The organism is Streptomyces sp. NPDC101165, from assembly GCF_044768135.1.
Lineage (GTDB): Bacteria > Actinomycetota > Actinomycetes > Streptomycetales > Streptomycetaceae > Streptomyces.
On the sequence record NZ_JBIWPG010000003.1, the window covers coordinates 276,861 to 301,941 of the forward strand.

At 71.9% G+C, this 25,081-nt stretch carries 23 protein-coding genes and 1 pseudogene; 15 read left to right on the top strand and 9 right to left on the bottom strand.

The genetic code is table 11. The annotated features are described in order from the left end of the window. Window positions 1-2: 2 nt before the first annotated feature. The gene (locus ACIRVH_RS07885) at window positions 3-140 is read right to left on the bottom strand and encodes a hypothetical protein (protein WP_403949970.1); all 138 of its coding nucleotides are present in this window, start codon (window positions 138-140) and stop codon (window positions 3-5) included. On the opposite strand from ACIRVH_RS07885, the gene ACIRVH_RS07890 reads away from it, so the two are divergent. Both ACIRVH_RS07890 and ACIRVH_RS07895 read left to right on the top strand, forming a co-directional pair. After that, window positions 117-1,226: an ROK family protein gene (locus ACIRVH_RS07890; RefSeq protein ID WP_403949362.1), complete on the top strand. Its 1,110-nt coding sequence runs from the start codon at window positions 117-119 to the stop codon at window positions 1,224-1,226. The genes ACIRVH_RS07885 and ACIRVH_RS07890 overlap by 24 nt on opposite strands. 99 nt (window positions 1,227-1,325) lie before the next feature. Further along, on the top strand, window positions 1,326-1,511 hold the full coding sequence (locus ACIRVH_RS07895; protein WP_403949365.1) for a hypothetical protein: 186 nt from the start codon (window positions 1,326-1,328) through the stop codon (window positions 1,509-1,511). A gap of 9 nt (window positions 1,512-1,520) precedes the next feature. Here ACIRVH_RS07895 and ACIRVH_RS07900 read toward each other — a convergent pair whose 3' ends face one another. Together ACIRVH_RS07900 and ACIRVH_RS07905 are read right to left on the bottom strand one after the other, a co-directional pair. Continuing rightward, a complete protein-coding gene (locus ACIRVH_RS07900; protein WP_403949367.1) occupies window positions 1,521-2,906 on the bottom strand; it encodes a S1 family peptidase in 1,386 nt (461 codons plus the stop codon). Window positions 2,907-3,066: 160 nt separating this feature from the next. Further along, window positions 3,067-3,897, bottom strand: coding sequence for an SAM-dependent methyltransferase (locus ACIRVH_RS07905; RefSeq protein ID WP_403949368.1), 831 nt, complete (start codon window positions 3,895-3,897; stop codon window positions 3,067-3,069). A gap of 327 nt (window positions 3,898-4,224) precedes the next feature. Between ACIRVH_RS07905 and ACIRVH_RS07910 the strand changes: the two genes are divergently transcribed. Together ACIRVH_RS07910 and ACIRVH_RS07915 are read left to right on the top strand one after the other, a co-directional pair. Next, window positions 4,225-5,403: a MalY/PatB family protein gene (locus tag ACIRVH_RS07910; protein WP_403949371.1), complete on the top strand. Its 1,179-nt coding sequence runs from the start codon at window positions 4,225-4,227 to the stop codon at window positions 5,401-5,403. Window positions 5,404-5,435: 32 nt separating this feature from the next. Further along, window positions 5,436-5,822 carry a PPOX class F420-dependent oxidoreductase gene (locus ACIRVH_RS07915; RefSeq protein WP_403949373.1) on the top strand — a complete coding sequence of 129 codons (387 nt, stop codon included), beginning with the start codon at window positions 5,436-5,438 and terminating at the stop codon, window positions 5,820-5,822. A gap of 54 nt (window positions 5,823-5,876) precedes the next feature. On the opposite strand, the gene ACIRVH_RS07920 is transcribed toward ACIRVH_RS07915, so the two are convergent. From ACIRVH_RS07920 to ACIRVH_RS07935, 4 genes are all read right to left on the bottom strand, one after another. After that, window positions 5,877-8,642, bottom strand: coding sequence for an alpha/beta hydrolase family protein (locus ACIRVH_RS07920; protein ID WP_403949375.1), 2,766 nt, complete (start codon window positions 8,640-8,642; stop codon window positions 5,877-5,879). A gap of 211 nt (window positions 8,643-8,853) precedes the next feature. Continuing rightward, on the bottom strand, window positions 8,854-9,270 hold the full coding sequence (locus ACIRVH_RS07925) for a DUF4440 domain-containing protein (RefSeq protein ID WP_403949378.1): 417 nt from the start codon (window positions 9,268-9,270) through the stop codon (window positions 8,854-8,856). A 44-nt stretch (window positions 9,271-9,314) separates the two neighbouring features. Further along, window positions 9,315-9,734, bottom strand: coding sequence for a Zn-ribbon domain-containing OB-fold protein (locus ACIRVH_RS07930; protein WP_403949381.1), 420 nt, complete (start codon window positions 9,732-9,734; stop codon window positions 9,315-9,317). Between the two features lie 181 nt (window positions 9,735-9,915). Next, the gene (locus ACIRVH_RS07935) at window positions 9,916-10,707 is read right to left on the bottom strand and encodes a TetR family transcriptional regulator (protein WP_403949383.1); all 792 of its coding nucleotides are present in this window, start codon (window positions 10,705-10,707) and stop codon (window positions 9,916-9,918) included. Between the two features lie 185 nt (window positions 10,708-10,892). Here ACIRVH_RS07935 and ACIRVH_RS07940 point away from each other — a divergent pair, with 185 nt between their 5' ends. The 3 genes and pseudogenes from ACIRVH_RS07940 to ACIRVH_RS07950 all read left to right on the top strand — a co-directional run bounded on the left by ACIRVH_RS07940 (window position 10,893) and on the right by ACIRVH_RS07950 (window position 14,108). Beyond that, the gene (locus ACIRVH_RS07940; protein ID WP_403949386.1) at window positions 10,893-11,993 is read left to right on the top strand and encodes a substrate-binding domain-containing protein; all 1,101 of its coding nucleotides are present in this window, start codon (window positions 10,893-10,895) and stop codon (window positions 11,991-11,993) included. Window positions 11,994-12,404: 411 nt separating this feature from the next. Further along, window positions 12,405-12,626, top strand: a pseudogene (locus ACIRVH_RS07945) (hydroxyacid dehydrogenase); the annotation flags it as partial. A gap of 18 nt (window positions 12,627-12,644) precedes the next feature. After that, window positions 12,645-14,108, top strand: a complete 1,464-nt coding sequence (locus tag ACIRVH_RS07950; protein ID WP_403949387.1) for an HAD-IA family hydrolase — start codon at window positions 12,645-12,647, stop codon at window positions 14,106-14,108. Between the two features lie 12 nt (window positions 14,109-14,120). On the opposite strand, the gene ACIRVH_RS07955 is transcribed toward ACIRVH_RS07950, so the two are convergent. Together ACIRVH_RS07955 and ACIRVH_RS07960 are read right to left on the bottom strand one after the other, a co-directional pair. After that, window positions 14,121-15,407: a cytochrome P450 gene (locus ACIRVH_RS07955; protein WP_403949389.1), complete on the bottom strand. Its 1,287-nt coding sequence runs from the start codon at window positions 15,405-15,407 to the stop codon at window positions 14,121-14,123. Between the two features lie 15 nt (window positions 15,408-15,422). After that, window positions 15,423-16,772: a glutamine synthetase family protein gene (locus tag ACIRVH_RS07960; protein ID WP_403949391.1), complete on the bottom strand. Its 1,350-nt coding sequence runs from the start codon at window positions 16,770-16,772 to the stop codon at window positions 15,423-15,425. Between the two features lie 369 nt (window positions 16,773-17,141). Here ACIRVH_RS07960 and ACIRVH_RS07965 point away from each other — a divergent pair, with 369 nt between their 5' ends. The 8 genes from ACIRVH_RS07965 (at window position 17,142) to ACIRVH_RS08000 (ending at window position 25,032) form a co-directional block, all read left to right on the top strand. Continuing rightward, window positions 17,142-17,330: a ferredoxin gene (locus ACIRVH_RS07965; protein WP_386577475.1), complete on the top strand. Its 189-nt coding sequence runs from the start codon at window positions 17,142-17,144 to the stop codon at window positions 17,328-17,330. A gap of 3 nt (window positions 17,331-17,333) precedes the next feature. Further along, entirely contained in the window at window positions 17,334-18,542 is a 1,209-nt protein-coding gene (locus ACIRVH_RS07970; protein WP_403949394.1) for an NAD(P)/FAD-dependent oxidoreductase, read from the top strand. Between the two features lie 10 nt (window positions 18,543-18,552). Continuing rightward, entirely contained in the window at window positions 18,553-19,365 is an 813-nt protein-coding gene (locus ACIRVH_RS07975; protein ID WP_403949397.1) for an acetoacetate decarboxylase family protein, read from the top strand. Between the two features lie 98 nt (window positions 19,366-19,463). Beyond that, a complete protein-coding gene (locus ACIRVH_RS07980) occupies window positions 19,464-20,924 on the top strand; it encodes an aldehyde dehydrogenase (protein ID WP_403949400.1) in 1,461 nt (486 codons plus the stop codon). Further along, on the top strand, window positions 20,917-21,861 hold the full coding sequence (locus ACIRVH_RS07985; RefSeq protein WP_403949403.1) for a 3,4-dihydroxyphenylacetate 2,3-dioxygenase: 945 nt from the start codon (window positions 20,917-20,919) through the stop codon (window positions 21,859-21,861). The genes ACIRVH_RS07980 and ACIRVH_RS07985 overlap by 8 nt, the downstream gene beginning before the upstream one ends. Window positions 21,862-21,871: 10 nt before the next feature. Beyond that, entirely contained in the window at window positions 21,872-22,717 is an 846-nt protein-coding gene (locus tag ACIRVH_RS07990; protein WP_403949406.1) for a fumarylacetoacetate hydrolase family protein, read from the top strand. A gap of 44 nt (window positions 22,718-22,761) precedes the next feature. Beyond that, window positions 22,762-23,385: a TetR/AcrR family transcriptional regulator gene (locus ACIRVH_RS07995; RefSeq protein ID WP_403949408.1), complete on the top strand. Its 624-nt coding sequence runs from the start codon at window positions 22,762-22,764 to the stop codon at window positions 23,383-23,385. A 186-nt stretch (window positions 23,386-23,571) separates the two neighbouring features. Then, window positions 23,572-25,032, top strand: coding sequence for an APC family permease (locus ACIRVH_RS08000; protein WP_403949411.1), 1,461 nt, complete (start codon window positions 23,572-23,574; stop codon window positions 25,030-25,032). The last annotated feature ends 49 nt before the right edge of the window (window positions 25,033-25,081 follow it).

Below are 25,081 nucleotides of genomic sequence, written 5' to 3' on the forward strand. Positions count from 1 at the left end.
CCTCAGTTGTCCGGCGCGTCCCCGAAGTCGGGGATCTCCAGCCGGACCCCGCCCTGCCGCGCGGACTCGTGCGCGACGATGCCCGGCAGGGTGCGCTGAGCCCGGGGGAACGCTCCGTGGCGATCGAGGTCCTGGTGCACGGCCCGCTGTCCCGCACCGAGCTGGCCCGTCGGCTGGATCTCTCGCAGGGCAGCCTCACCCGGCTGACCAAGCCGCTGATCGAGTCCGGCCTGCTGGTGGAGGTGCCCGAGGCGGGTGCCCCGGCCCAGACGCGCCAGGGTCGGCCCTCGCAGCCGCTCGACGTCGTCGCCGAGTCCCGCTCCTTCCTCGGCTTCAAGATCACCGAGGACATGGTCTACGGCGTCGTCACCACGCTGCGCAGCGAGGTCGTCGCCCGCCTCGACCGGCCACTGACCGGCCACGACCCCGCTGCCGTCGCCGACCTGCTGGCGGAGATGACCGCCGAACCGGCCGCGCGCCACCCGGCCCTCGCGGGCATCGGCATCGGCGTGGGCGGGCTGGTGCGTGAGCGTGCGGTGGTCGGGGAGTCGCCCTTCCTGGGGTGGCGGAACGTTCCGCTCGGCGAGCTGGTCCAGGAGCGCACCGGGCTGCCGGTGGTCGTGGAGAACGACGTGGCCGCCCTCGTCGAGGCCGAGACCTGGTTCGGCGCCGGGCGCGGCCTCGACCGGTTCGTCGTCCTGACCATCGGCGCGGGCTTCGGCTACGGGCTCGTGCTCGGCGGCAAGCGGGTGCCCTATGCCGAGGAGGACCGCGGCTTCGGCCGGCACCTGATCATCAACCCCAACGGCCCGCTCACCCCGGACGGCGAGCGCGGCAGCGCCGTGTCCCTGCTCGGCATCCCCAGCATTCGCTACCAGATCCGCGCCGCCACCGGCCAGGACGCCACCTACGAGGAGATCCTCGCCGCTGCGGCCGCGGACGAGCCCATGGCCTCGCGGGTGATCGACGAGGCCGCCCGGGCCCTGGGCACTCTGGTCGCACAGATCGCCAACTTCGCGATGCCGCAGAAGATCCTGCTCGCCGGAGAAGGCGTCGGCCTCATGGATGTGGCGGGGGACGCGGTGCGCGACACCATCGCCGCCCACCGGCACCCGCAGGCCGCTCCGGTCGGCCTGGAGACCAAGATCTCCGACTTCCACGACTGGGCGCGCGGAGCGGCGGTGTTGGCGATCCAGGTCCTCGTGCTCGGCGCGGACCGGGCGTGAACTCCCGCCGCCACTTGACATATTGACGTGACGAGTAACACGGTCCGGAATGTCCGTATCAGGTGTACTTACTCACAGCGCCTTCACGTCGCCCGGCATATGCTTCACAACATGTCCACCACTGTTGAAGCCGTCTCCGAGCGATCGGCCGACGAGGTCAACGAGGAGATCAGGGCCTTGTGGCGCCGGTCGGGCGGGACACTGACCACCGAGCAGCGCGCGGAGTACCAGCGCCTCGTGATGGAGTGGGCCGCGGCGGCCCCGCAGCCGCACCAGGCGGCCTGAACTCGCCCGTCAGCCCCACGTCGCCGAGTAGTACCGCTGGTACGCCTTGCGGTCCTGCTCGGCACGGATGTAGCGGGTCGCGACCAGCGCGATCAGACTCCCCGCGATGACCAGCAGCCCGGGACCGACGTTCCGGGTGTCCGTCAGCTTTGCCAGCAGCGTCTCACCCTGTGCGGCGGCCGTGACCGGCGCCGAGGAACCGGGCGAGGCCGCGCTCGGCGCGACCGCACCCTGGCCGGCTACGGCGGACTGCGCCGGGGAGGGTGCCGCGCCCTGGGCGCCGCCCGCGTTCTGCGCCGACACGAGGAGCCGGACGTTCAGCGCCGCCATCGCCTTGGTGATCGGCTGGAAGAACGTCGTCCCGCCCGTCTTGCAGTCCCCGTTGCCGCCCGAGGTGACGCCCAGCGCGACGCCCTCGGAGAACAGCGGGCCGCCGCTGTCGCCCGGTTCGGCGCACACGTTGGTCTCGACGAGTCCGGTGACCGTGCCCTCGGGATAGTTCACGGTCGAGTTCAGCCCGGTCACCTGGCCGTCGTGCAGCCCGCTGGTGCTGCCGCTGCGGAACACCCGCTGCCCGACCGTCGGATCGGCCGCACCGGTGATCCGCACGCCCTTGCCGCCGCCGATCGCGACCACGTCGGCACCCTCGCCGGCCTTGCCGGAGTTGTACTGGACGAGCGAGAAGTCGTTGCCGGGGAAGTTGCTGGTGACCGTCTTGCCCAGCTGCTGGTTGCCCTGGTTGTCGGCGAACCAGATCGATCCGGCGGGCCCGCAGTGGCCGGCGGTGAGGATGAAGTCGCTCTGCCCGTTGCTCACGTTGAAGCCCGCCGAGCAGCGGCCGCCCGTCGACAGGATCGGCTGCGCCCCGTTCAGCCGCGTGGTGAACGTGCCCTTCGTGCGCTCCATGTGCACGAACGTGCCTATCCGCGCGGCGACTTGGGTCATCCGGGACCAGTCGTCGGCCGACACCGTGCGGTCGGCCTGCACCACGATCCGGTTGGTCCGGTAGTCCATCGACCAGGCGGTGCCCGCCACACGGGGCGCCGAACGCAGGGTCGTCGTGGCCGACTTCAGCTCGTTCATGCTGTGCGACACAACCTTCGCCCGGGCCCCCGCACGGCGTACCGTCTGCGCCGCCTGCGCGTCGGTCACCGCTACGACGGGCCGCCCGTCGCCGCCGATCCAGCTGCCCGCCGTCCGCGCCGCGCCGAGCTTCGCCACCAGCGCGGCGCCCGTGTCACCGGCCGTCCCGGCCGAGCTGAGCGTCCTGGCGGACGCCGGGGGAGTCTCGCTCGCCATGGCCGCCTGGGCGACCATCGCACCTCCCAGGAGGAGTCCGCCGACCGCCGCCAGGCGTGTCACTCGCCGGACGACCCGTCGTCGTGCGTGCCTCATGCATGGCTCCCGAACCCGAACGCGCGATACCCCTACCGGCACCACGGGGCCCTCCGGTCGTCGAGCGCCCGACCTTGAGTACGTGGCCCGGCCCGGTGGTGTTCACCGGCGGCGGTGATCTTCTCGACCCGCACCCGCCGCCGGCTCACGCGAGGCGCCGTCAGGCCTTGCGCGCCACCCCGCCGAACATGGCGACCTCCTCCGGCTCGGTGCCGTCGCCGTCCTCCGGGCGCCAGCGCGAGCAGGACACCACGCCCGGCTCCAGCAGTTCGAGACCGTCGAAGAAACGGGTGACGTCCTCGGGCGTGCGCTGGGTCAGCTTCGGAGTGCCGTGCTCGTTCCAGAACTTGACCGCCTCGTCCACGTCCGGCATCGACGGGCTGGTGATGGTGTGCGACAGCACCAGGTGGCTGCCCGACGGCAGCCGGTCCGTCAGCTGCCGCACCAGGCCGTACGGGTCCTCGTCGTCGCCGATGAAGATGACCACGCCGAGCAGCATCAGTGCCACCGGCCGGCTGAAGTCCAGCGTCTTCGAGGCGTGTTCGAGGATCGCGTCGACGTTGCGCAGGTCCTCGTCCAGGTAGTCGGTCCGGCCCTCGGGCGTGCTGGTGAGCAGGGCGCGGGCGTGCGCGAGGACGAGCGGGTCGTTGTCGACGTACACGATCCGGGCGTCCGGGGCGACCCGCTGGGCGACCTCGTGCGTGTTGTCGGCGGTGGGCAGCCCGGTGCCGATGTCCAGGAACTGGCGGATGCCGAGCTCGCCGACCAGGTGGCGTACCGCCCGGCCCAGGAACAGCCGGTCGGCGCGCGCGTACTCCCCGATACCCGGGTGGAGCCGGCGGATCTGGTCGCCGGCCGCGCGGTCGACCTCGTAGTTGTCCTTGCCGCCGAGCCAGTAGTTCCATATCCGGGCCGTGTGCGGCTGGCTGGTGTTGATACGGGCGCGCAGCGACACGGCCACGTCGTTGGTGGCTGCCGGGTTGTCGGTCACGTGGGTTCAGCTCCTGGATGCCTGAAGAGAGGTGCGCCATTCAAGACGCAATCTAGACGCCCGAGTTGATCTGTGCCGCACGTCCCGGGCTTTCCGCGTCCGGACCGGGCCGGGACCGGTTGCGCGCGTCGCCCCACACCGACTCCGGCCCGGTCCACCGGCAGCGTCACGCTCGGGTGCGCGAACACGTCCGTGGTCCCGCCGGTGACGTTCTCCCCGTCCGAGCCCGACGTGCCGCGGGCGGCCTCCGGGAAGCGGCCCTCGGCCGCCCCGCCCGCCCGGCTCGCCCCGTTTCCGGTCGCGCCGCAGCCGCCTATCTTGAGCCCCATGACCAGCATCCCGCACGACACACCCGGCGAACCCGACCCGCTGCGCGTCCTCGGCCTGGAGCGGCTGCGACGTCGTACGAGCATGAAGTGGCGCGCCTACCCCGAGGACGTGCTGCCGCTGTGGGTGGCCGAGATGGACGTACCCCTCGCCGAGCCGGTCGTCCGGGCCGTCACCGACGCGCTCGCCCTCGGGGACACCGGCTACCCCGCCGGCACCGCCTACGCCGAAGCGCTGGCCGGGTTCGCCGCCAAGCGCTGGAACTGGCACGGGATCGCCGTGGAGCACACCGCGATCGTTCCGGACGTGATGCTCGGTGTGGTCGAGATGCTCAAACTGGTCACCGGTCCAGGGGATCCGGTGATCGTGAACGCGCCCGTGTATCCGCCGTTCTACCAGTTCGTGAGCCACATGGACCGCCGCGTGGTCGAGGCCCGGCTCGGTGCCGACCTGCGCATCGACCTCGATCGGCTGGCGGCGACGTTCCGGGCGGCGACCGCGGGCGGCGGCCGGGCCGCGTTCCTGCTGTGCAGCCCGCACAACCCCACCGGCACCGTGCACACCGCCGCCGAACTGGCCGTCGTGGCCGACCTCGCCGAGCGGTACGGCGTCCGTGTCGTCGCGGACGAGATCCACGCCCCGCTCGTCGCCCCCGGTGTCACCTACGTGCCGTACCTGAGCGTGCCCGGCGCCGAGCGCGGCCTGTCGCTGATGTCGGCGTCCAAGGGCTGGAACCTGGCCGGACTCAAGGCCGCGCTGGCCGTCGCCGGAACCGGCGCCGCCGCCGACCTCGCGCGGCTGCCCGAGGAGGTCAGCCACGGACCCAGCCACCTCGGCGTCATCGCCCACACCGCCGCCCTGAACGAGGGCATCGAATGGCTGGACGCCCTGCTGACCGGCCTCCACGCCAACCGGCGCCTGCTGACCGACCTGCTCGCCGAGCATCTGCCGGCCGTCCGCCCGTGTCCCGCCGAGGCCACCTATCTGGCCTGGCTCGACTGCCGTGCGCTCGGCCTCGGCGACGACCCCGCCGAGGTGTTCCTCGACCGCGGCCGGGTCGCCCTCAGCCCCGGCGTGCGCTTCGGCACCGGCGGCGCCGGGTACGTGCGCCTGAACCTGGCGACCTCTCCGGAGATCCTCACGGAGGGGGTACGGCGGATGGCGGCGGCCCTGGCCTGAACGAGGGGCGCGCGGCCTCCTACACTGCCGGAATGGACGACACGCAGCTGGACCGGCTCGGCTCCGGCAAGTACCTGCTGGTCACCAGCTACCGCAAGGACGGCACCCCCGTCGCGACGCCGGTGTGGGTGATCCGGGACGGAGACGCCCTGGGCGTGTGGACGGCGGGCGACAGCTGGAAGGTCAAGCGCATCCGCCGGCGCGCCGACGTCCTCGTCGGCCCCTGCGACCTGCGCGGCAATCCCACCGGCGCCCAGGTCCCGGCCACCGCCGAGATCGCCGACGCGGCCACCACCGCCCGCTACCGCACCCTCATCGCCCGCAAGTACGGCATCGTCGGACGGCTCACCCTGCTGGGCAGCCGGCTGCGGCGCGGGCTGGAGGGCACGGTCGGGATCCGGGTGACGCCGAAGCCCTGAGGAGGCTGCTGCTTCCTCAGGGCTTCAGGCGGCTACGACAGGGGTTCCAGGCGGCTACGACGCGTCGAGCACCGAGCCGTTCAACTCCAGGCCACCGGGCTGCGGTTTGCCGGTCTGGTCGTCGATCTGCTGGAACCGCACCGACTCCGCGGACTCCCGCACCCGGTCCTTGACCGTGGGAATGGTGATGTCCGCACTGGTCTTGCCCGCCGGGATGCCCACCCACAGGTAGAGGCCGCCCGGCAGCTTGGACAGCGGCCGCTCCGGGTCCGGCGAGACACCCGTATGGTCCCGCAGCCAGCGCGCGGACACGTCCTTGGTGGACAGCTCGGCCCCGTCGGGCGCCACCGCCAGGAAGAACGCGCTCATGTCCACGTCGACGGCCTCGGACAGCGAGACCCGCCACTTCAGGGCCTTCCCCTCGGACACCTTGTCGGCGACGGGGGTGACGGTCATCTTGGGCGCCGGGTCGTCTTCGTGCACGGTGATCCCGCCCCGGTACGAGCCGACGACCGCGCCGCGGACCGCCTTGACGCTGATGTCGTACGACACGTCCTGGCCGTAGCGCGTGTTGCCCTTCACCTCGACCGGCACGTCGATGTCGTGACCGCCGGGACGCACGGTGACCAGCCGGTTCGTGACCTTGCCGGTGGCCGGGTCGAAGACGTACACCCGGACCTGTCCGCTGCCCTGCCCCGACACCTCGACCGGAACCCGGTAGGTGCGGGTGCCGGAGTCGCCCTCGTCGACGGTCGTACGGCCGACGTCCACGCGCGGCAGACCGGCCGCCTTCACCGCCGGCAGACCGGGCCGCCAGCCCCACGCGTCCATCAGCCAGGCCCGGCCGGAGCCCGAACGGGGGGTCAGCACAAGAGACTTGACCTGATGCAGGTCGAGCCCGGCGCGCGTGGCCGCCGTCAGCGGCACCCGGATCTCCCGCGCCCAGTAGGACGCGGTGCTCTCGCTGCCCGGCAGCCCGTCGACCTTCACCTTGCCGAGGACCGCCGTGCGGCCGGAGGCGTCGGTGACGGACACGTCCAGGCGCGTGCCCCGGGAGTTCGGCGGCACGAACAGCCGCAGCGCGAGCGCCTTGTCACCGGCCAACGAGACCGGGTCCTTCACCGCCACCCGTGCCGGGGTGCCCGCGTGGGTCCAGTGCAGCGCGATCGCGTGCCGGCCGGGTTCGCGGTCGGTCTCCCACTGCACGAAGTGCGGAGAGCTTCCCTTGGCACCCTGGCCCAGGCAGGCCTTGGCCGGGGAGGGGTCGACCGCCGCGCACAGCTTGGCGCCCGTCACGGACACCCCGCCGTCCGGCAGGAACCCGGCGTCACGGCGCCCGCCCACCGCATGGCTGAGGACCCGCGCCGGGTCCGCCGACGGCGCCCGCTTGCCGGAACCGTCCAGCAGCGGCCGCACCTTGTCGTCACCGGCGAGGAACAGCCGTGCGGCGGCCGCGATGTAGGTCGAACCGGCCCGGTGCTGCTGGTCGGCGGTCAGCCGGGTCGCGGCCCGCTTGCCGCACACCGGATCGGGGTGCTGCGGATCGTCCGAGAAGTCGTCCTGGGCGGGCGCGGTGGCCTGCCCCGGCGTCCACTCGGAGTTGAAGAAGTTGTGGTTGGCGCCGATGACGTACACCGCGCTGTGCAGTGCGGCACCGCGGCTCACCCCACGCGTGCCGTCGACGTACATCTCGCCCTGGAGGTCGGAGACGTCACCGTCGCAGCCCGGCAGGACCGACACGGACGGCACGTCGGGCACCGGGTTCTGGCCGAACACGGTGGGGCCGATGAGGACCAGACCGCGGATCGTCCAGCGCACCGGCCCGTGGTAGCCGTCCTGGGCGGCGGGCGGCGGGTACAGGCTGTCCATAGCGGCCCGGTCGACGCCCTCGCCGCCGCGCGAGTGCCCGACCAGCAGGACGCGGGACAGGTCGGCGCGGGGCGCGTCCTGCACGACCTGCGGGGCGGTCTCGGGGTGCGCGGCCCAGTCGGCCCACTGAGCCAGGTGCAGCCGCACCAGGGACGAACGCGCCTGCGCGCCGCCGTCCTCGGCGTTCCCGTCCTGGCCGTTGATGCCGTTCGCGGAGATCGACACGGTCACATAGCCCTGGGAGGCCAGCAGCTTCTGGTCGCGCAGGTAACCGCGGTGGCTCGGCACCGCCTTCGTCCCGGCCGGGCAGGGCCAGTCGCCGGTGATGTCCTGGCCCTTGTAGCAGGTGAAGTGGCGGCCGTGCAGGAACAGCGCGAGCGGGCGCGGGCCATGGGCGCCGGTGGGGGCGACGACCACCGCGCGCATCTCCACCGGGGCGGAGAAGCCCGGCAGCCGGACCGACTTCAGGCTGTACTCACCGGTCTTGGTGCGGTACGAACCGGGCTTGCCCGGGTCCACGGAGTTGGCCGGCAGCGGTGCCGGCGGCTGCACCGCGGATCCGGTCGGGACGGCGGCCTTGCCGTCCAGTCGCCGTCCGCCGGACCAGACTTGCAGCCCGCCCAGCTCGCCGGCGTGCTGCCCGTCGATCGGCAGCCGGAAGGTGCGTCCGTCCTTGGCCGGCTGCGGAAGCCCCAAGAGGCGTCCGCCCGCCCGGAATTCCACGCGCGAGTCCCCCATGGGCACCGGCCGGTCCGACCGCCACACCAGCTGCCGCGACCCCGACCGGCCGCCGGTGATCCCCCACCCTGGCGGCAGCTTCCCGTCGGCCGCTGCGATCAACGCCGCCGACTGTGACGATGGTTGCCCCTGTGCGACTGCCGCCCCTGGGGATGCGCCCGCCACCGCGAGCAACGCGGCGGCGGTGACCCATATGCGCCGGGCACGGACCACAGTTCCTCCTCTGACCCCGTCCTCGGGCGTCCCGGCGGTCCCGGGCGCCCCTCGTCCCGGGAGGACGGGAAGGAGACACTGTGGGTTGCCTGTGAAGGGCAAGTGGTGGATCACATCGCGCGGCCTGCAGTCCGGCGCACGGCAACGATGGGTCAGCGGTCCGGGAGAACGGCAACTTCCGCCCGCCGCACGTGACTTGGGAGAGGTGTGACTATCCGGCCGGGGACGGCACCGGGGTGGCCTGGTGGTAGTACATCCGCCAGCCCGACCGCGCGTCCCGCCGGCGCCACAGCGAACTGCGGCGCGCGTGACGCCCGTCGAGCACGGTCTCGTACGTCAGATGCACCAGACCCGGAGCCAGCAGGACCCCGCTCATCTCCGAAGGCTCGTAACGGGGGCCCTCGTCCGTGCTGCCCGCCAGGTCCGGCAGCGCGGCCAGGATGTCCTGCAGCGTCCATCGCGTTCCTGAGGCGCCGACCTCGACGAACTCCGGGTCGAGCCACTGCCGGGTCAGGTCCCGAGAGGAGCGCACGCGAGGGTCCATGAGCGCGAGCTCACCCTCGATCGCCGCGCTCACCTGCTCCGATTCCGATGCGGAGGTCGGTTCCGATGCCGATGCCATGTTCATGGGGGCATCTTCGCGCAGGCCGCGGGATCGCGGCCGGGGCGGCCTCAGGTCCAGGCGCGGTACGGCTCGTCGATCAGCTGGAAGACCGGCTCGCCCCGGACCGGGTCCTTGGTCGTGGACAGCCGTACCCGGTCCCCGCTGTGGATGCCGACGGGCGGCCCCATGACCCGGCCCCGTACGACGAACCCCTCGGCCATCTCGATCAGCGACACGTTGCGCGCCGCGGGAGTGTTGCGGTGCACCACGGTGGAGTGGCGCACCGTCCCGGCGCCCTCGCTGCGCTCCGTGCGCAGCTCGCTGCCCTGGCACACAGGACACAGCAGCCGGTGGTACATCGCCGTGCCGCACCAGGTGCAGCGCTGGAAGACGATGGCGTCCTTGGAGTCCGCGACGGCGGGGTCGAGGAGACCCGCCCCCGCGGAGCCTGCCGCCGGAATCGTGGCGCTCGCTGAGTGGTGGTACACGCTGGTCAACTCCCTGCCCTCGGCCGGAATCCCACGCGCCCGGAGTGAACCGCACGCGTGTGTGCCCGGTTGCCGTGCCACCGTGCACGCCGACAGAGTATGGCACTCAGTGTCACTCGTAAAGGCACTCCGTACCCCAAATCTGCGGAGGCTTTGTGTCAGGGGTCCCAGGTGGTGCGGGTCAGGCGCGGCCGACGGCCGACTCGAACTCCTGCACCACCCGCCACAGCGGTGCGTCCCGGCGTGTGACGAGGACGACCACGTCGTCGGGGTGCTCGATGTCGAGGTGCGCCATTTCCGGGTGCGCGCCTTCCGGGCGCGTGACATCGGAGTGCCTGACGTCGGGGTGCTCGCCGGCCGGGGTGGGGCGTGGATGTGCCGAGGGGGCGAAGACGGCCTGGACGTATCCCAGGGCATGGTCCACCGCCGTGCCCGCGTCGCCCTCGCCGTCCGAACGCAGCCAGGAGCGCAGGGCGTTGTTGTGCGCGGCGACGACGGCGGCGGCGATCACGTCGGCGTGCAGTGTCCCGTCGTGCTGCCCGGCGAACCGCCCGCGCAGATACTCGGCGAGCGCGCGCTCGTAGCGCCAGACCACGGACAGCTCGTAGGCGCGCAGCCCGGGCACCTTCTTGGTGAGCCGGTAGCGCTGTACGGAGAAGGTCGGGTTCTCCGCGTACATCCGCAGCACCAGCCGGGCCGCGTCGCACACCCGCCGGACCGGTTCGTCCGCCTCGTCGCTCGCGGCGAGGAACGCGGTCATGTCGGCCAGGCAGCGCTCGTGGTCGGGGAAGACCACGTCCTCCTTCGAGGGGAAGTAGCGGAAGAACGAGCGGCGGCCGACCCCGGCCAGCGCCACGATGTCGTCCACGGTGGTCTGTTCGTACCCGCGTTCCAGGAAGAGCTGGAAGGCCGCCGCGACCAGGGCGTCCCGCATCGGCGGCTTCGCGGTCGGCGCCGCGCTGCTGGAGCTCATGAACGGGAACGTAGCACCCGGCCCGGTTTCATGACACTCAGTGCAGCAGAAGGGCAAGTATGGGGGAACTGAGTGCTCTGAGGTCTCCTCTCCGAACATCGGAGCGATCGAATTGATTGGAAACGATCGATACGATTGTGAGCGTAGAGTGAGTGACTCGGGATCACTGTTCCAGGGGGAGCCCCATGCGACTGCACGTCGACCAGCGCCACGAGCGGGTGCTCGAACTCGTCCGGGAGCGGGGCAGCCTCCGCGTCGCCGAACTGGCGGCCGAACTCGGTGTCTCGGCGGTCACGTTGCGGCGCGACGCGGAGACCCTGGCGGCGCAGGGCCGGGTGCAGCGGCTGCACGGCGCGGTGGTCTGGCCCGGCGACACCGCCGCCGCCCCCGAGCCGCGACCGGAGCCCGCCGGGGGCGCCGTGATCGGAATGATCGTGCCGACCACGAACTACATCTTCGCCGACATCGTGCGCGGTGCCCGCGAGGCCGTCGGCGCCCAGGGTGGACGGCTGGTCCTCGGCGTCTCCGGCTACGTCGACACCGAGGACTCCGTGCAGGCGGAACACCTGGTCGCGGGCGGTGCCCAGGGGCTGCTGGTGGCGCCCAGCCGGTTCGGCGGCGTTCCCGAGGACGGGCAGGAGAAGTGGCTCATGGAGTGCGAGGTGCCCACCGTCCTGGTGGAGCGCTCCGCCCTGCCCGGCAACCCCGCGGCCGACCTCGACCGGGTCCGCACCGACCGCGCCCACGGCGCCGCCCTGGCCGTCGGTCACTTCGCCGCCCTCGGGCATCGCCGGATCACCGCCGTCCTCCAGGAGGGCCCGCACGCCGTCCAGATCGGCGCCGGCTTCCAGGCGGCCGTACGCTCGCGCGGCATCGACGTCGACGAAGGCGCCCCGAGCGTGCGGGAACACGGCGACTACGACGCCTCCGTCGACTACCTCGTCAAGGCGGTCCGCGAACGCGGCGTCACCGCGGCCCTGGTGCACAGCGACGAGGACGCCATCGTGCTCGTGCCCCGGCTCCAGGCGCGCGGCGTGCGGGTGCCCGACGACCTCGCGCTCATCGCCTACGACGACGAGGTCGCGGGCCTCGCCGACGTGCCCCTCACCGCCGTCGCCCCACCGAAGCACGCGGTGGGCGACCTCGCCGCGAAGCTTCTGCTGCGCTGCCTCGCCGAGCGGGCGACGGGGGAGCGGCCCAGCCCCCGGCAGCACCTCGACCTGCTCCCCGAGCTGCGGATCCGCTCGTCGTGCGGGGGCACGCCACCCACCGGAAGCGCCTCCTGAGGCCTCCTGGCGCCTCCCGACACCCGCTGACGCCATCGAGCAGTGCAGGGTGAGCGAAGCGATCGAATAGCGATCGTTTTGATTATCTTGCGCGAACGCTCTTGACGTTGATCGGCTGCGCACAAAGCTGTCCTGCGACCGCCTCTTCCCGTACGAGGTCTCGTAGGAGCCGTGCCATGACGCGTACGTCACGATCGTTCCGTATCGCCGCAACCGCCGCCGTCGCCGCCCTCGGCCTGCTCGCCACCGCCTGTGGCGGCAGCGGCGGTTCGACCGGCTCCGCGTCCGACGGCAAGCCGGTGACCATCGACTACTGGACCTGGACGCTCGGCGCCAAGTCGACGGTCGAGGCGTTCAACAGGACGCACAAGGACATCAAGGTCAGGTTCACCGAGATCCCGAGCGGCACCGAGGGCGACCGCGGTCCTCGACGTCACCGAACCGGACGTACCGCCGGCCGACTCACCCCTGTACACCCTGCCGAACGTGTTGTTGACCCCGCGCATCGCCGGCTCCCTCGGCAACGAGCCGGGCCGCATGGCCGACTGGGCCACCGACGAGGTGGCGCGTTACGCCCAGGGCCTTCCGTTCGCTTATGGAGTAGGACCGGACGAGCTGTCCCGGTCCGCCTGATCGACCGTAAGGAGCGCCATGCCCGTCGCCGCACGCCGCGTCCTCGTCGTCGGCATCGACGGTGTACGTCTCGACGTACTGCACCGCCAGCCCACGCCGCACCTCGACGCCCTCGCCGCCGAGGGATTCCTCACGCCCGTGGAGGTCGCGGACGACACGCCCACCATGTCCGGACCCTGCTGGGCGACGGTCGTCACCGGAGTGAGCCCCGCCAAACACGGAGTGTGGAGCAACGACTTCGGCGGCCACCGCCTCGACGTCTTCCCCGACTTCGCCACCCGCCTCGACCACCACGACGGCCGGCGCACCTTCGTCGCCGCAGGCTGGCGGCCCCTGCTGCAGCCGCGCGACGGCGGACCCCTGTTCCGGGCGGCGTCCCGGACGGTGTTCGCCGCTCCGGAGGCCGACACCCCCGAGGCCTGGGAGGACTGCGACGAACGGATCACCGAGGCCGCCGCGCAGATCCTCGCCGAGGAGGACGTCGAGGCGTCCTTCGTCCATCTCGGCGCGCCCGACGAGACCGCGCACGTCCTCGGCTGCGGGGCGGCCTACGAGGCGTCGGTCCGCCGCGCCGACGCCCGCGTGGGCAGGCTGCTCGCGGCCGTCCGTGCCCGCCGCACGTTCGCCGAGGAGGAGTGGACGTACCTGGTGGTCACCGACCACGGTCACGTCGACGCGGGCGGCCACGGCGGCCGCTCCGCCGAGGAGCGCACGGCCTGGCTGGCGGCGGCCGGCCCCGGTATCGGCCAGGCACCCCCGCGGGTACGGCACGCCGACGTCGCCGCACAGGTCTTCGCCGCCCTGGGCCGGCACCCCGACCGGCACTGGACCCTGGACGGCCACCCCTTCGCGGCCGAGCCGCACGCCGTACTCCTCGACATGGACGGCACGCTCGTCGACACCGAGTCGCTGTGGCTGCGCACGGTCCGGGAGCGGGTGCCCGGGATCGGCATCGACGACCTCTTCGACGCCCTCGGCCGGTCCACCGCGGACACCGCCCGGCATCTGCACCGTCTGACCGGCGCCGACCCGCGGGACCTCGCGGAGCACCTCGACGCACGGTTCCTGGAGACGGTTCAGCAGGAGGCCGCCCCGCTCCCGGGCGCTCTCGAACTCCTCGACACAATTGCGGAGTTGGACCTTCCCATGGCGCTGGTCTCGGCGTCCGCGCGGCCCGTCGTGGACGCCGCGCTCAAGGTGCTGGGCGCCGACAGGTTCCGTACGACCCTCGCCGAGGGCGAGACGCCCCGCACCAAACCGGCTGCCGACCCCTACCTCGCCGCAGCCCGGGCCCTCGGCGTGGACCCCGCCGCCTGTCTCGCGGTCGAGGACTCGCCCACCGGGGTCACGGCGGCCGAGGCGGCCGGCTGCAGGGTGCTCGCCGTCCCGTCGTACACGCCGATCGGGAAGGCGCCCCGGCGCACGGTGCGCCGGGGCCTTTCGGGGATCGACCGGGAGGAGCTGTGGGCGGCGGGACTGTGAGGCCGCCCGCCGTCAGGCGAGGGTGACCTCCACCGGCAGCTTCTTGATGCCGTTGACGAAGTTCGAGCGCACCCGCGGGACGTCACCGGTCAGGCGGATGTCCGCGAGGCGCGGGATCAGTTCCTCGAACATGATCCGGATCTCGGTGCGGGCGAGCAGGTTGCCGAGACACAGGTGCGGGCTGCCCTTGCCGAAGGTGACGTGGTCGTTGTCCTGCCGGGCCACGTCGAACGCGTACGGGTTGCCGAAGACCTCCTCGTCGCGGTTGCCGGAGGCGTACCACATGACGACCTTGTCGCCCTCCCTGATCCGCTTGCCGCCGAGCTCGACGTCGCGGGTCGCGGTGCGGCGGAAGTGGTAGACGGGGGAGGCCCAGCGCAGGAACTCCTCGACGGCCGTCGGGATCAGGGAGGGATCGTCCCGGAGGCGGGCGAGCTGCTCGGAGTGCTGGAGGAGGGCCAGCATCGAGTGGGTGATGGTGTGCCGGGTCGTCTCGTTGCCGGCCACCACCAGGAGCAGGAAGTAGTTGTCGAAGTCCTGCGCGGAGAGCGGGACACCGTCGCGCGGGGTGGTGTTGACCAGCCTGGACACCAGGTCGGTGCCGTCCTTGCCGCGCCGCTGCCGGGCCAGCTCCCGTCCGTACTCGAAGACTTCGAGCGAGGCGGGGGAACGGAACGGCAGGTCGCGGTACTTCTCGCTCTCCTCGCTGTGCAGCAGGACGTCCGCGTAGTCGGGGTCGGTGTTGCCGATGATGCGGTTGCCCCAGTCGATGAGCTGCTGGTTGTCCTCCGGCGGCACGTCCAGCAGGCGGGCCAGCACGTTGATGGGGAAGTCGGCGGAGACATCCGCGACGAAGTCGAAGCTGCCCTTGGCGAGCGCCGCGTCCAGGGTCTTCGCCGTCAGGCCGCGCAGGAAGTCGGAGTAGCTGTTGATGACGCTCGCGCCGAACTGCCGCTGGATCAGGCTGCGCAGCGCACGGTGGCGGACGCCGTCCAGCTCCAGGATGGAGGCCCGCTTCTTGATCTGGTCGTCGTCCAGCTCCTCCAGGTTGACGAACCGGGTCGAGGTGAACGTCCGGGCGTCCCGGTCGACCCGGGCGATGTCGGCGTGCCGGGTGACCGCCCAGAAACCGGAGTTGGGCGCCTCCTCCGGCTGCCAGTGCACCGGGTCCTCGTGGCGCAGCGTGTGGAACATGCGCCACGGGGTGATGCCGTCGGTGAAGTGGTCGAGATCGGCGAGGTCGACGTCCGCCAGGGGCATCGGCTCGCTCGCGGCGGCGGTCGGGGTCTCGGTGGTCATCGGTGGCTCCTCGGTTCACAGGTGGTAGGCGTACTCGGTGAACTCCCAGTCGGTGACGAACCGTTGGAAGCGCTCGACCTCGTTGCGCTTGTAGGAGAGGAAGGACGTGGTGAAGTCCTTGCCGAGGATCTCGGCCAGGGCGGTGTCCGCCTCCAGCGCGTCCAGGGCGTCGGACAGGGTCGCCGGCAGCAGCGCCGACCTGGCGGTGTCGTAGCCGTAGCCCTCCAGCGGGGCGGGTGGTTCCTCTCCGGCCAGGACGCCCAGCAGGGCGGCGGCGATCGTGCCGGCGATCGCGAGGTACGGGTTGGCGCTCGCGTCGCCCAGCCGCAGCTCCAGGCGGGCGCCGCTGCCCCGCTCCGGCGGGATGCGGACCATGGCGCTGCGGTTGTCCAGCCCCCAGTCGATCAGCCAGGGGGCGAGGGTGTCCGGGCCGAAGCGCTTGTACGAGTTCACCGTCGGATTGAGCAGTGCCGCGAGCGCCGGGGCATGGGCGAGGACGCCGGCCACGGCCCGGCGGGCGGTGGTGGACAGGCCGTACGAGCCCGAGGGGTCGTCGAAGGCGTTGCGGTCGTCGACGTCGTCGCAGGACAGGTGCAGGTGGAAGCCGGAGCCGCCGGAGTCGTTGAACGGCTTGGCCATGAAGGTGGCCAGCCTGCCCTCCCGGCGGGCCAGCTCCTTGATCGCGGCCTTGAAGCGGAAGGAGCGGTCGGCTGCCGACAGGGCGTCCGAATGGATCAGGTTGATCTCGAACTGACCGCCGTCGAACTCGTGGTTTCCGCTGATCACCCCGATGTTCAGATCACGCACCTGGCGCAGGGTGCGCAGCAGGTGGTTGTCGGGGTCGGCGCGCAGGCCGGCGGTGTACACGACACCGGGGTCGCGGGCGTAGCGGCGCCAGCCTCCGGCGGGGTCCGGTTCGCACAGGTAGTACTCCAGCTCCGGTCCGACGACCGGGCGCAGCCCGTGCTCCCGGCACCGCTCCAGGACCGTGCGCAGCAGATCGCGGGGCGATTCGGGCGCCGCAGACCCGGTGGCCGGGTCGACGATCTCCGCGAGACAGGTCGCGACGCCGGGCTCCCACGGCAGCGCGGTCAGCGTGTCGAGGTCCGGTCGTACGGCGATGTCGGGCAGCCCCGCGTCCAGACCGCCGCTCACCGGGACCACGTCGCCCTGAGGGCTGGTGTGGTAGACGGCCCGGCAGAAGGCCAGCCCGTGCTCCACGGCCCGGGGCAGCTCCGCCGACAGGACGTCGCGCGCCCGCTCGGTGCCGATCAGATCGGGATAGGTCACCCGGACGACGTCGATGCCGTCGGCGGCGAGCCGGTCCATGTGGCGGCGGACTTCCTGGATGTCATGAGCGCTCACCGTTGTCTCCTGGGGCGGACGTCGGGCACCTCCGGGACGCGCTGTCCGGGAGGCGGGTGGCGTGGCAGAGAAGGCCGGGACGCGGCGGGGGAGGGGCCCGTGCGGGGCGGCTCCCGGGCAGCCCCGGGCATGTTGTTTGAAGCCAAACGGTAGGCAGCGTCATGCCGGACCGCAAGGTTTCCGCGGCAAGAATTTATCCATCCGGATAGGTATTGACCAGGGGGTGGTGCCTGCCTACCTTGTTTGAAGCCAAACGAGTTCGGGGTGCGGTCACCGCACCCCGTTGGCCGGGGCCCTTCCTGAGCCGGACGGGCCCCACTTCTCCCCCTTCACTCCGCCTCGACGCCCTCACCCTCAGGAGGACCGGCCATGAAGGTCGTCGTCGACATGAACAAGTGCCAGGACCACGGCCAGTGCGTCTTCGCGGCACCCGACGTCTTCCAGCTCGACACCGACGGGCGCCTCGCCTACGTCAGCGACCCCGACGACGCCCTGCGTGACGAGGTCGAGGAAGCCGCCGACGTCTGCCCGCTGCAGGCCATCCGGATCGAGGACTGACCCATGAGCGGTCGCATCCTCGTCGCCGGCGCGTCCATGGCCGGCCTGCGCGCCGCCGAACAACTGCGTGCGGCCGGCTGGACCGGGGCGATCACCCTGGTCGGGGACGAGTCCCACATGCCCTACAACCGCCCGCCGCTCTCCAAGGAGGTCCTCGCGGGCAAGGCGCCCTTCGAGTCGCTGGCCTTCCGCCCCCGGGCGAGCGTCGCCGACGTCGAATGGCGCCTCGGCCGCAGGGCCGTCGCGGCCCGGCTCGACGAGCGGACCCTGGAACTCGACGGCGGCGAGGTGCTCCCGTACGACGGCCTGGTCGTCGCCACCGGCATGCGGCCCCGCCGGCTGCGCTGCCCCGGCCCGCTCACCGGCCGGCACACGGTCCGCACCCTCGCCGACGCCCAGGGTCTGCGCGAGGCGCTGACCCGGCCCGGCGCCCGGGTGGTCGTGGTCGGCGCCGGGTTCATCGGCTGCGAGGTCGCCGCCACCGCGGTCGGACTCGGCGTCGCCGAAGTGACCGTCGTCGACCCGCTGCCCCTGCCCATGGTCGGCCCGCTCGGTGAGCTGCTCGCCCGGTCGCTGCTGCAGCGGCACGAGGCACGGGGCGTACGGTTCCGGCTCGGCACCGGTGTCCACGGCTTCGAGGGCGATCGAACGGTCACCGGCGTGGTGCTGGACGACGGCTCGGTCGTACCGGCGGACGTCGTGGTCGAATCGATCGGTTCGATCGCCAACACCGAGTGGCTGGACGGGAACGGCCTCGACCTGACCGACGGTGTCCTCACGGACGAGCTGCTGCGGGTCGGCGGCCGCCCGGAGGTCGTGGCCGTCGGTGACGTCGCCCGCTTCCCCAACGCCCGCTACGACGGCGTACCCCGCCGGGTCGAGCACTGGTCCATCCCCACGGACACCGCGAAGCAGGCCGCGAAGGCCCTGGTCGCCCATCTCGTCGGCGGTGAGCCGGAGCCGGCGCCGTTCGCGCCGCTGCCCACCTTCTGGAGCGACCAGCACGACTTCCGGCTGCAGTCCTTCGGCGCGCCCGCGCTCGGCCTCGCCGACGTCCGGGTCCTCGACGGCGACACCGACGGCGACCTCCTCGCCGGCTACCACCGCGACGGCCGCCTGGTCGGCGTCGTCGCGCTCGGCGGCCCCGGCGCCGTGTCCGCCGCCGCCCGCTACCGCGCCGAACTGCTGAAGCAGCCCGCCCTCACCGCGTAAGGAGCCTCAAGTGACCAGTGTCCGCGGTTACTTCCACCCCAAGACGGCGACGGGTGCCTCGTCGCTGATCCCCGAGCCGCCCTGGGGTTACTCCGGCGACCTGCTCACCGTCGAATACCGCACGGATCCCGCACGAGTGCGTGAACTGCTGCCCGAGCCACTGGAGTTGGCCGACGAGGACCCAGGCGCGGTCGCCCTGATCTGGGCCGACTGGCAGTCCTGCTCCCAGTCGGGCTCGCAGCTGCTCGATCCGGTGCTGGCGCAGTACAAGGAGGCCTTCGCGGTCGTCCGCTGCACGTACCGGGGGCAGACGTACTCGCGGTGCGTGTACATCTGGGTGGACAAGGACTTCGCGATCGCGCGGGGGCTGCACCAGGGGTATCCGAAGAAACTCGGGTCCATTCACCAGACGCGGCCGCATCCGTACGGGCCCGCTCCCCGGATCGAGGCGGGGGCACGTTTTGGGGCGACACTCGCTGCCGCTGATCGGCGGTTGGCCCAGGCCGTGGTGACTCTGCGGGAGCCGTCGGACACGAATGGGTTCGTCAACGGGCACCCCATGGTCCATCACCGGTGGCTGCCCTCGATCGAGAAGGGCAAGGGGCTGGCGCTGGACGAGCTGATCGAGTCGGGAGCCGCTTCCTTCGAGGGTGGGCAACCGTGGGTCGGTGAGGCCGAGTTGGAGTTGTTCGAGGCGCCGACGGAGGAGTTGGCGCGGCTGGAGATTCGTGAACCGATCGCTGCGTACTACCGGCAGGTCGGGGTGGTCTGGGACGGCGGTCGGCTGCTCGAGTCCGGTACGTCGGGGGCGTCTGGCGAGTGAGGTTCCCGGTCGGCTGCGGGTTCGTCGTGGCTGGTCGCGCAGTTCCCCGTGCCCCTGGGTAAGTCGCCTTCCCTGTGTTCAGATTGGAACCCTTGCTCATGTCCGACAAAATCACAGTCTCCGGTGTTTCCATCGACACCCGGCACTGGATTGGTGGCCAACGGATCGCCTCCGGTGACACCTTCACCGATCACTCGCCCATAGACGGCACCGCCCTCGGCGAGATCGCCCGCGGCGGCCCAGCCGAGGCCGAAGCCGCCATTGTCGCCGCCAAGGCCGCCTTCCCCGCCTGGGCCGCCACCTCCCGTGCCGAGCGCGCCCGGATCCTGCACGCCGTCGCCGACGGTGTCGAGAAGCGGATCGAAGAGCTGGCCGTCGTGGAGACCACCGACAACGGTGCTCTGCTGCGCTCGCACCGCAGGGGCGTCATGCCCCGCGTCGCCCACAACTTCCGGTTCTTCGCGGACTGGCTGCTCCGGCTCGACCACGAGGACTTCGAGACGCGGGGGCACAGCAACCACGTCAGCTGGGACCCGGCCGGCCCCTGTGTGCTGATCACGCCGTGGAACGCCCCGCTGATGCTGGCCACCTGGAAGGTCGCCCCGGCTCTCGCCGCGGGCAACACCGTGGTTCTCAAGCCCGCCGAGTGGTCTCCGTTGACCGCCTCGCTGCTCGCCGACATCGCCGCCGAGGCAGGGCTGCCGGCCGGGGTGCTGAACGTCGTGCAGGGTTACGGAGCCGAGATCGGGGACGCGCTCACCTCGCACCCGGACGTGCGCCGGATCAGCTTCACCGGTTCCGTGCCCACCGCTCGCCGTATCGCCGCCTCGGCCGCCGCCAACCTGACCCCGCTCAGTCTTGAACTCGGTGGCAAGTCACCGTTGTTGGTGTTCGCGGACGCCGACCTCGACCTCGCCGTCGACCTCGCCGTGGAGCAGTACGACAACGCCGGGCAGGTGTGCCTCGCCGCCACGCGGATCCTCGTCGAGGAGTCGGTCGCCGAGGAGTTCACCCGGCGCTTCGTGGAGAAGGCCGGACGGCTCACGCAGGGGGATCCGCGTGACGAGGGCACCGACATCGGGCCCAACATCCACCCCCGCCAGCTGGCGAAGATCGACGGGTTCGTGCGGCGGGCGATCGAGGCGGGCGCCCGTGCCGTCATCGGCGGGCACCCGCACGACGGCCGGTACTACGCGCCGACGCTCCTCACCGACGTCGCCCAGGACTCGGAGATCGTGCAGGAGGAGGTCTTCGGGCCCGTCCTGACCCTGCAGACCTTCGCCACCGAGGACGAGGCCGTCCGGCTCGCCGACGACACCCGCTTCGGCCTCGCCGCCACCGTCGCCACGGGCGACCGGGCGCGCTCCGAGCGCGTCACCGCGCGGCTCGTCGCCGGCACCGTCTGGGTCAACTGCTTCTTCGTGCGCGACCTGCAGGCACCCTTCGGCGGCTCCCGCCTCTCCGGTGTCGGACGCGAGGGCGGGACCTGGAGTTTCGACTTCTACTGCGACCTGAAGAACACCGTCACCGCCCCGAAGGGATGGAAGGACCATGGGTGAGATCGTCGGGGCGGGGCTGCTCGCCCACGTCCCCACCATCGTGCTGCCGGAGGCCGACCGGCTGGAGCTGAACGAGGGCAAGGAGATCACCCTCGTCACCGGCCTGCAGCAGCTCCGCAAGGACGTCTTCGAGCGGGATGCCGCCAACGAATACGACACCGTCGTCGTTCTCGACTCGCACTGGGCGACCACCGTCGAGTTCGTCGTCGCCGCCCAGCAGCGCCGGGCCGGGCTCTTCACCTCCGAGGAGCTGCCGCGCGGCATGTGCCGGATGCCGTACGACTTTCCCGGCGATCCCGAACTCGCCCACAACGTGGCGCGGTTCGCCGACCAGCACGGCACGTGGATCACTCCGATCGAGGACGACCACCTGCCGATCTACTACGCCACCATCAACCTCTGGAAGTTCCTCGGAGAGGGCCTGCCGGACAAGCGGTGGGTGACGATCGGCGTCTGCCAGACCGGCGACATGGAGGACCATCTCAGGCTCGGGCGGGCCCTCGCCGACGGCATCGCCGCCACTCCGGGGCGCCGGGTGCTGCTCATCGCCTCTGGTGCGCTCTCACACACCTTCTGGCCACTGCGCGAGCTGCGCGACCACGAGTCCAGCGACCCGGTGCACATCCGCACGCCTCAGGCCCGGGAGGCGGACTACGAGCGCATCGCCTGGTTCAAGGAGGGCCGCCACGACAAGGTCCTCGACACCATGGACGAGTTCTGGAGGTTCAAGCCCGAGGCGAAGTTCTTCCACTACCTGATGATGGCCGGCGCCCTCGGCGAGCAGGCCTGCGTCGCCAGGGCCCGCCAGTACGGCGAGTACGAGAACTCCGTCGGCACCGGCCAGGTGCACCTCTGGTTCGACCGCCCGGCCGCCGGCTGGACCGGCACCGGCCGGCCCGCCGCACCGTCCCCGCGTACCCCGCACAGCCGCGTCTAGGAGAACCGCCATGCCCGAATACCGCCGCATCCTCCTCGACGGCGCCGCCGTCCAGGTCACCGTCGACGGAGCGGAACTCGTCGCAGGTGACGGCCGCCGCGTCAAGACCGAGGACGCCACGCACCTGCCCCCGGTGGTCCCCTCCAAGATCATCGCCGTCCACCTCAACCACCGCAGCCGCGTGGAGGAGTTCCGCATCGAGCTCCCCGACACCCCGACCTACTTCCACAAGCCGACCTCCTCCCTCAACTCCCACCGGGGCGCGATCGTCCGGCCCGAGGGCTGCAAGTGGCTGAACTACGAGGGTGAGGTGGCGATTGTCATCGGGAGGACGGCCCGTAACATCTCGCCCGCCGAGGCGGGGGAGTACATCGCGGGCTACACGGTCGCCAACGACTACGGCCTGCACGACTTCCGGGACACCGACGCGGGCTCCATGCTCCGGGTCAAGGGCTCCGACACCCTGTGCCCGCTCGGCCCGGGCCTGGTCACCGACTGGGACTTCCACGGCAAGCGGCTGCGGACCCACGTCAACGGCGAGGTCGTCCAGGACGGTTCGACCGACGAGATGAAGTGGGACATGCACTACCTCGTCGCCGACATCGCCCGCACCATCACCCTGTACCCCGGTGACGTGCTGCTGTCCGGCACGCCCGCCAACTCGCGGCCCGTGCGGCCCGGCGACGTCGTGGAGGTGGAGGTCGAGGGCCTCGGCCGGCTCACCAACCACGTCGTCACCGGGCCCGCTCCGGTCCGGACCGACGTCGGCGCGCAGCCCACCGAGTCCGAGGAGGTGCTGTCCACCGCGCTGGGCGGCGACTGGGAGTTCCGCGGCGTCAGGCCGCCACGGCGGTGAACCGCGGCCCCTGCGCGGCGCGGGCGGCGGGTATGGTCACCGCCATGACCGAATCCGCCGGGACCTCGCAGGAACGCCGCCCGCCCTCCCGCAAGCGGCTCGGTTACGGCGAGGGCCGTGAGGCGCTGCTCAGGGCCGCCGTGCGGGTCGTCGGGCGCCGGGGTCTGCGTCACCTGACCTACCGTGCGGTCGCCGAGGAGGCGGGCGTCACCCACGGTCTGGTCGTGCACCACTTCGGGTCCCGGGACGCGCTCATCGAGGAGTCCCTGGCCTACGCGATCCGCACCAGCCTCAGCAGCAGCCTCCTGGAACCCGGCACCGGCCGCCCCGACGACTTCGTCGCCGGTCTCACGGACATGGTGGAGGAGGACGCGGACGGGCAGGCGTACCAGTACGAGCTGCTGCTGGAGGCCCGCCGCCGCCCCGAGCTGCTGCCGCAGGTGCGTGAGCTGTACGCCGAGTACTTCGGTGCCTCGCAGCGCGAGCTGGACCGGATCCTGCCGCCCGGGGTGAGCCCGGCCTTCAACCGGCTGGTCTTCGCCGCCCTGGACGGTCTCGTCCTGCACCAGCTGACCGGCATCGCCGACCGCGCGGACACCGAGGCCTGCCTCGCCGAGCTGCGGTCCCTCCTGCGCGACCTGGGCGAGCGGCCCCCGGACGGCGACTGAGCGTGCCCGGTAGGGAACCCCCCGTCGCGGTTGCGGCGGGGGGTCTCTCATGCGATCCCACAGGCGGTTTCCGGACCGTAAATTCCCCGCCCGCACCCCTTGCCAGATGGATAGTTCCAGCTCACCATGAGGCAACTCGTTTGGCTCAAAACAAAACCTCCCTCCCCTCCTCAGCAGGTGATCCGAGTGGACAGTCAGACGGTCGACGCAGCGCCCCGGGCCGGAGAGGCCCCACAGCCGGCAGGAACCCTCAAGCGCAACGCCCTGGGAGTCCTGGGCATCCTCTTCTTCGTCCTCTCCGCCCAGGCGCCGCTCACCGGCATCGCCGGCGCCGTCCCGATCGCCGTCGCCGTGGGCAACGGACCCGGGGCCCCGGCCGCCTACGCCGTCGCGGGCGCGGTGATCCTGCTGTTCTCGGTGGGATTCGTGGCCATGGGCCGGCACGTGGTGAACGCGGGCGCCTTCTACACCTACATCGGCAAGGGCCTCGGCCGGACCACCGGCAGCGGCAGCGCCGCCGTGGCCCTCTTCGCGTACTGCACGGTCCAGGCCGCGATGTACGGCCTGTACGGCTTCACGGTCGCCGGCCTGGTCGAGCACTACGCCGGCGTGCACCTCGCCTGGTGGGTGTGGGCCCTGGTGACCATGGTCGTCGTCCAGGCGCTCGGCGCCGCAGGAATCGAGCTCGGCGCCAAGGTGCTCGCCGTGTTCGTGCTGGCCGAGTTCAGCATCCTGCTCGCCTTCGCCCTCGTCACCCTGTTCAAGGGCGGTGGCCCCGAGGGCCTCGGTGTCGCCGACACCTTCTCCCCGAGTGCCGTCCTGCAGGGCGCCCCGGGCGTGGCCCTGATGTTCGCCGTCGCGTCCATGTTCGGCTTCGAGGCCACCGCGATCTACGGCGAGGAGGCCCGCCGGCCGCACCGGACGGTGCCCCGGGCGACCTACCTGTCGGTCGCCGTGGTGACCGGCTTCTTCGCCTTCACCTCGTGGATGCTCGTCTCCTCGTACGGCGCCACGAAGGTCACCGGGGCGGCGGGCAAGGCGCTGGCGGGCGGCGACGCCACCGTGTTCGTCTTCGCGCCCATCGCGCAGCTCTTCGGCGGCTGGGCCGACGACGTGCTGCCCGTCCTGCTGGGCACCTCCCTGTTCGCCGGCATCCTCGCCTTCCACAACTCCGCCAACCGCTACCTGTTCTCCCTCAGCCGCGAGGGCCTGCTGCCCCGCGGGCTGCGCTCGCTCAACAAGCGGCACTCGCCGTGGGCGGCGGGCATCGTGCAGACGGTGATCGCGGTGCTGCTGGTGATCCCGTTCGCCCTCGCGGGCAAGGACCCGGTCCTCACCCTCTTCTCCTGGCTCAGCGGCGTGGGCGTCCTCGCCTGCATGCTCCTGTACTTCCTGACCTCGGTCTCCGTGATCGTCTTCTTCCGCCGCGAGCGCCTCGACACCCGGCGCTGGAACACCCTGATCGCCCCGTCCCTCGGTGCCCTCGGCATCGCCGCCGTGATCTGGGTGGTCCTCGCCAACTTCACGACCCTCATCGGCGGCGACGCCACCACCGCCACCTGGCTCGTCGCGGCCGTACCCGCGGTGCTGCTCCTGGGCGCCGGGACCGCGCGCGTGGTCCACTCCCGGCCCACCGCTGACCGTTGACGCACCCCGTCGGGCCCGGCTCCGTCAGGGGCCGGGCCCCCTACCCTGG

Excerpts from the sequence above, each read along its gene's own strand:
- ACIRVH_RS07895 (WP_403949365.1), top strand. The coding sequence starts at position 1,326 with ATGCTTCACAACATGTCCACCACTGTTGAAGCCGTCTCCGAGCGATCG.
- ACIRVH_RS07900 (WP_403949367.1), bottom strand. The coding sequence starts at position 2,906 with ATGAGGCACGCACGACGACGGGTCGTCCGGCGAGTGACACGCCTGGCG.
- ACIRVH_RS07910 (WP_403949371.1), top strand. The coding sequence starts at position 4,225 with ATGACCAGCATCCCGCACGACACACCCGGCGAACCCGACCCGCTGCGC.
- ACIRVH_RS07915 (WP_403949373.1), top strand. The coding sequence starts at position 5,436 with ATGGACGACACGCAGCTGGACCGGCTCGGCTCCGGCAAGTACCTGCTG.
- ACIRVH_RS07925 (WP_403949378.1), bottom strand. The coding sequence starts at position 9,270 with ATGAACATGGCATCGGCATCGGAACCGACCTCCGCATCGGAATCGGAG.
- ACIRVH_RS07935 (WP_403949383.1), bottom strand. The coding sequence starts at position 10,707 with ATGAGCTCCAGCAGCGCGGCGCCGACCGCGAAGCCGCCGATGCGGGAC.
- ACIRVH_RS07940 (WP_403949386.1), top strand. The coding sequence starts at position 10,893 with ATGCGACTGCACGTCGACCAGCGCCACGAGCGGGTGCTCGAACTCGTC.
- ACIRVH_RS07950 (WP_403949387.1), top strand. The coding sequence starts at position 12,645 with ATGCCCGTCGCCGCACGCCGCGTCCTCGTCGTCGGCATCGACGGTGTA.
- ACIRVH_RS07955 (WP_403949389.1), bottom strand. The coding sequence starts at position 15,407 with ATGACCACCGAGACCCCGACCGCCGCCGCGAGCGAGCCGATGCCCCTG.
- ACIRVH_RS07965 (WP_386577475.1), top strand. The coding sequence starts at position 17,142 with ATGAAGGTCGTCGTCGACATGAACAAGTGCCAGGACCACGGCCAGTGC.
- ACIRVH_RS07970 (WP_403949394.1), top strand. The coding sequence starts at position 17,334 with ATGAGCGGTCGCATCCTCGTCGCCGGCGCGTCCATGGCCGGCCTGCGC.
- ACIRVH_RS07980 (WP_403949400.1), top strand. The coding sequence starts at position 19,464 with ATGTCCGACAAAATCACAGTCTCCGGTGTTTCCATCGACACCCGGCAC.
- ACIRVH_RS07985 (WP_403949403.1), top strand. The coding sequence starts at position 20,917 with ATGGGTGAGATCGTCGGGGCGGGGCTGCTCGCCCACGTCCCCACCATC.
- ACIRVH_RS07990 (WP_403949406.1), top strand. The coding sequence starts at position 21,872 with ATGCCCGAATACCGCCGCATCCTCCTCGACGGCGCCGCCGTCCAGGTC.
- ACIRVH_RS07995 (WP_403949408.1), top strand. The coding sequence starts at position 22,762 with ATGACCGAATCCGCCGGGACCTCGCAGGAACGCCGCCCGCCCTCCCGC.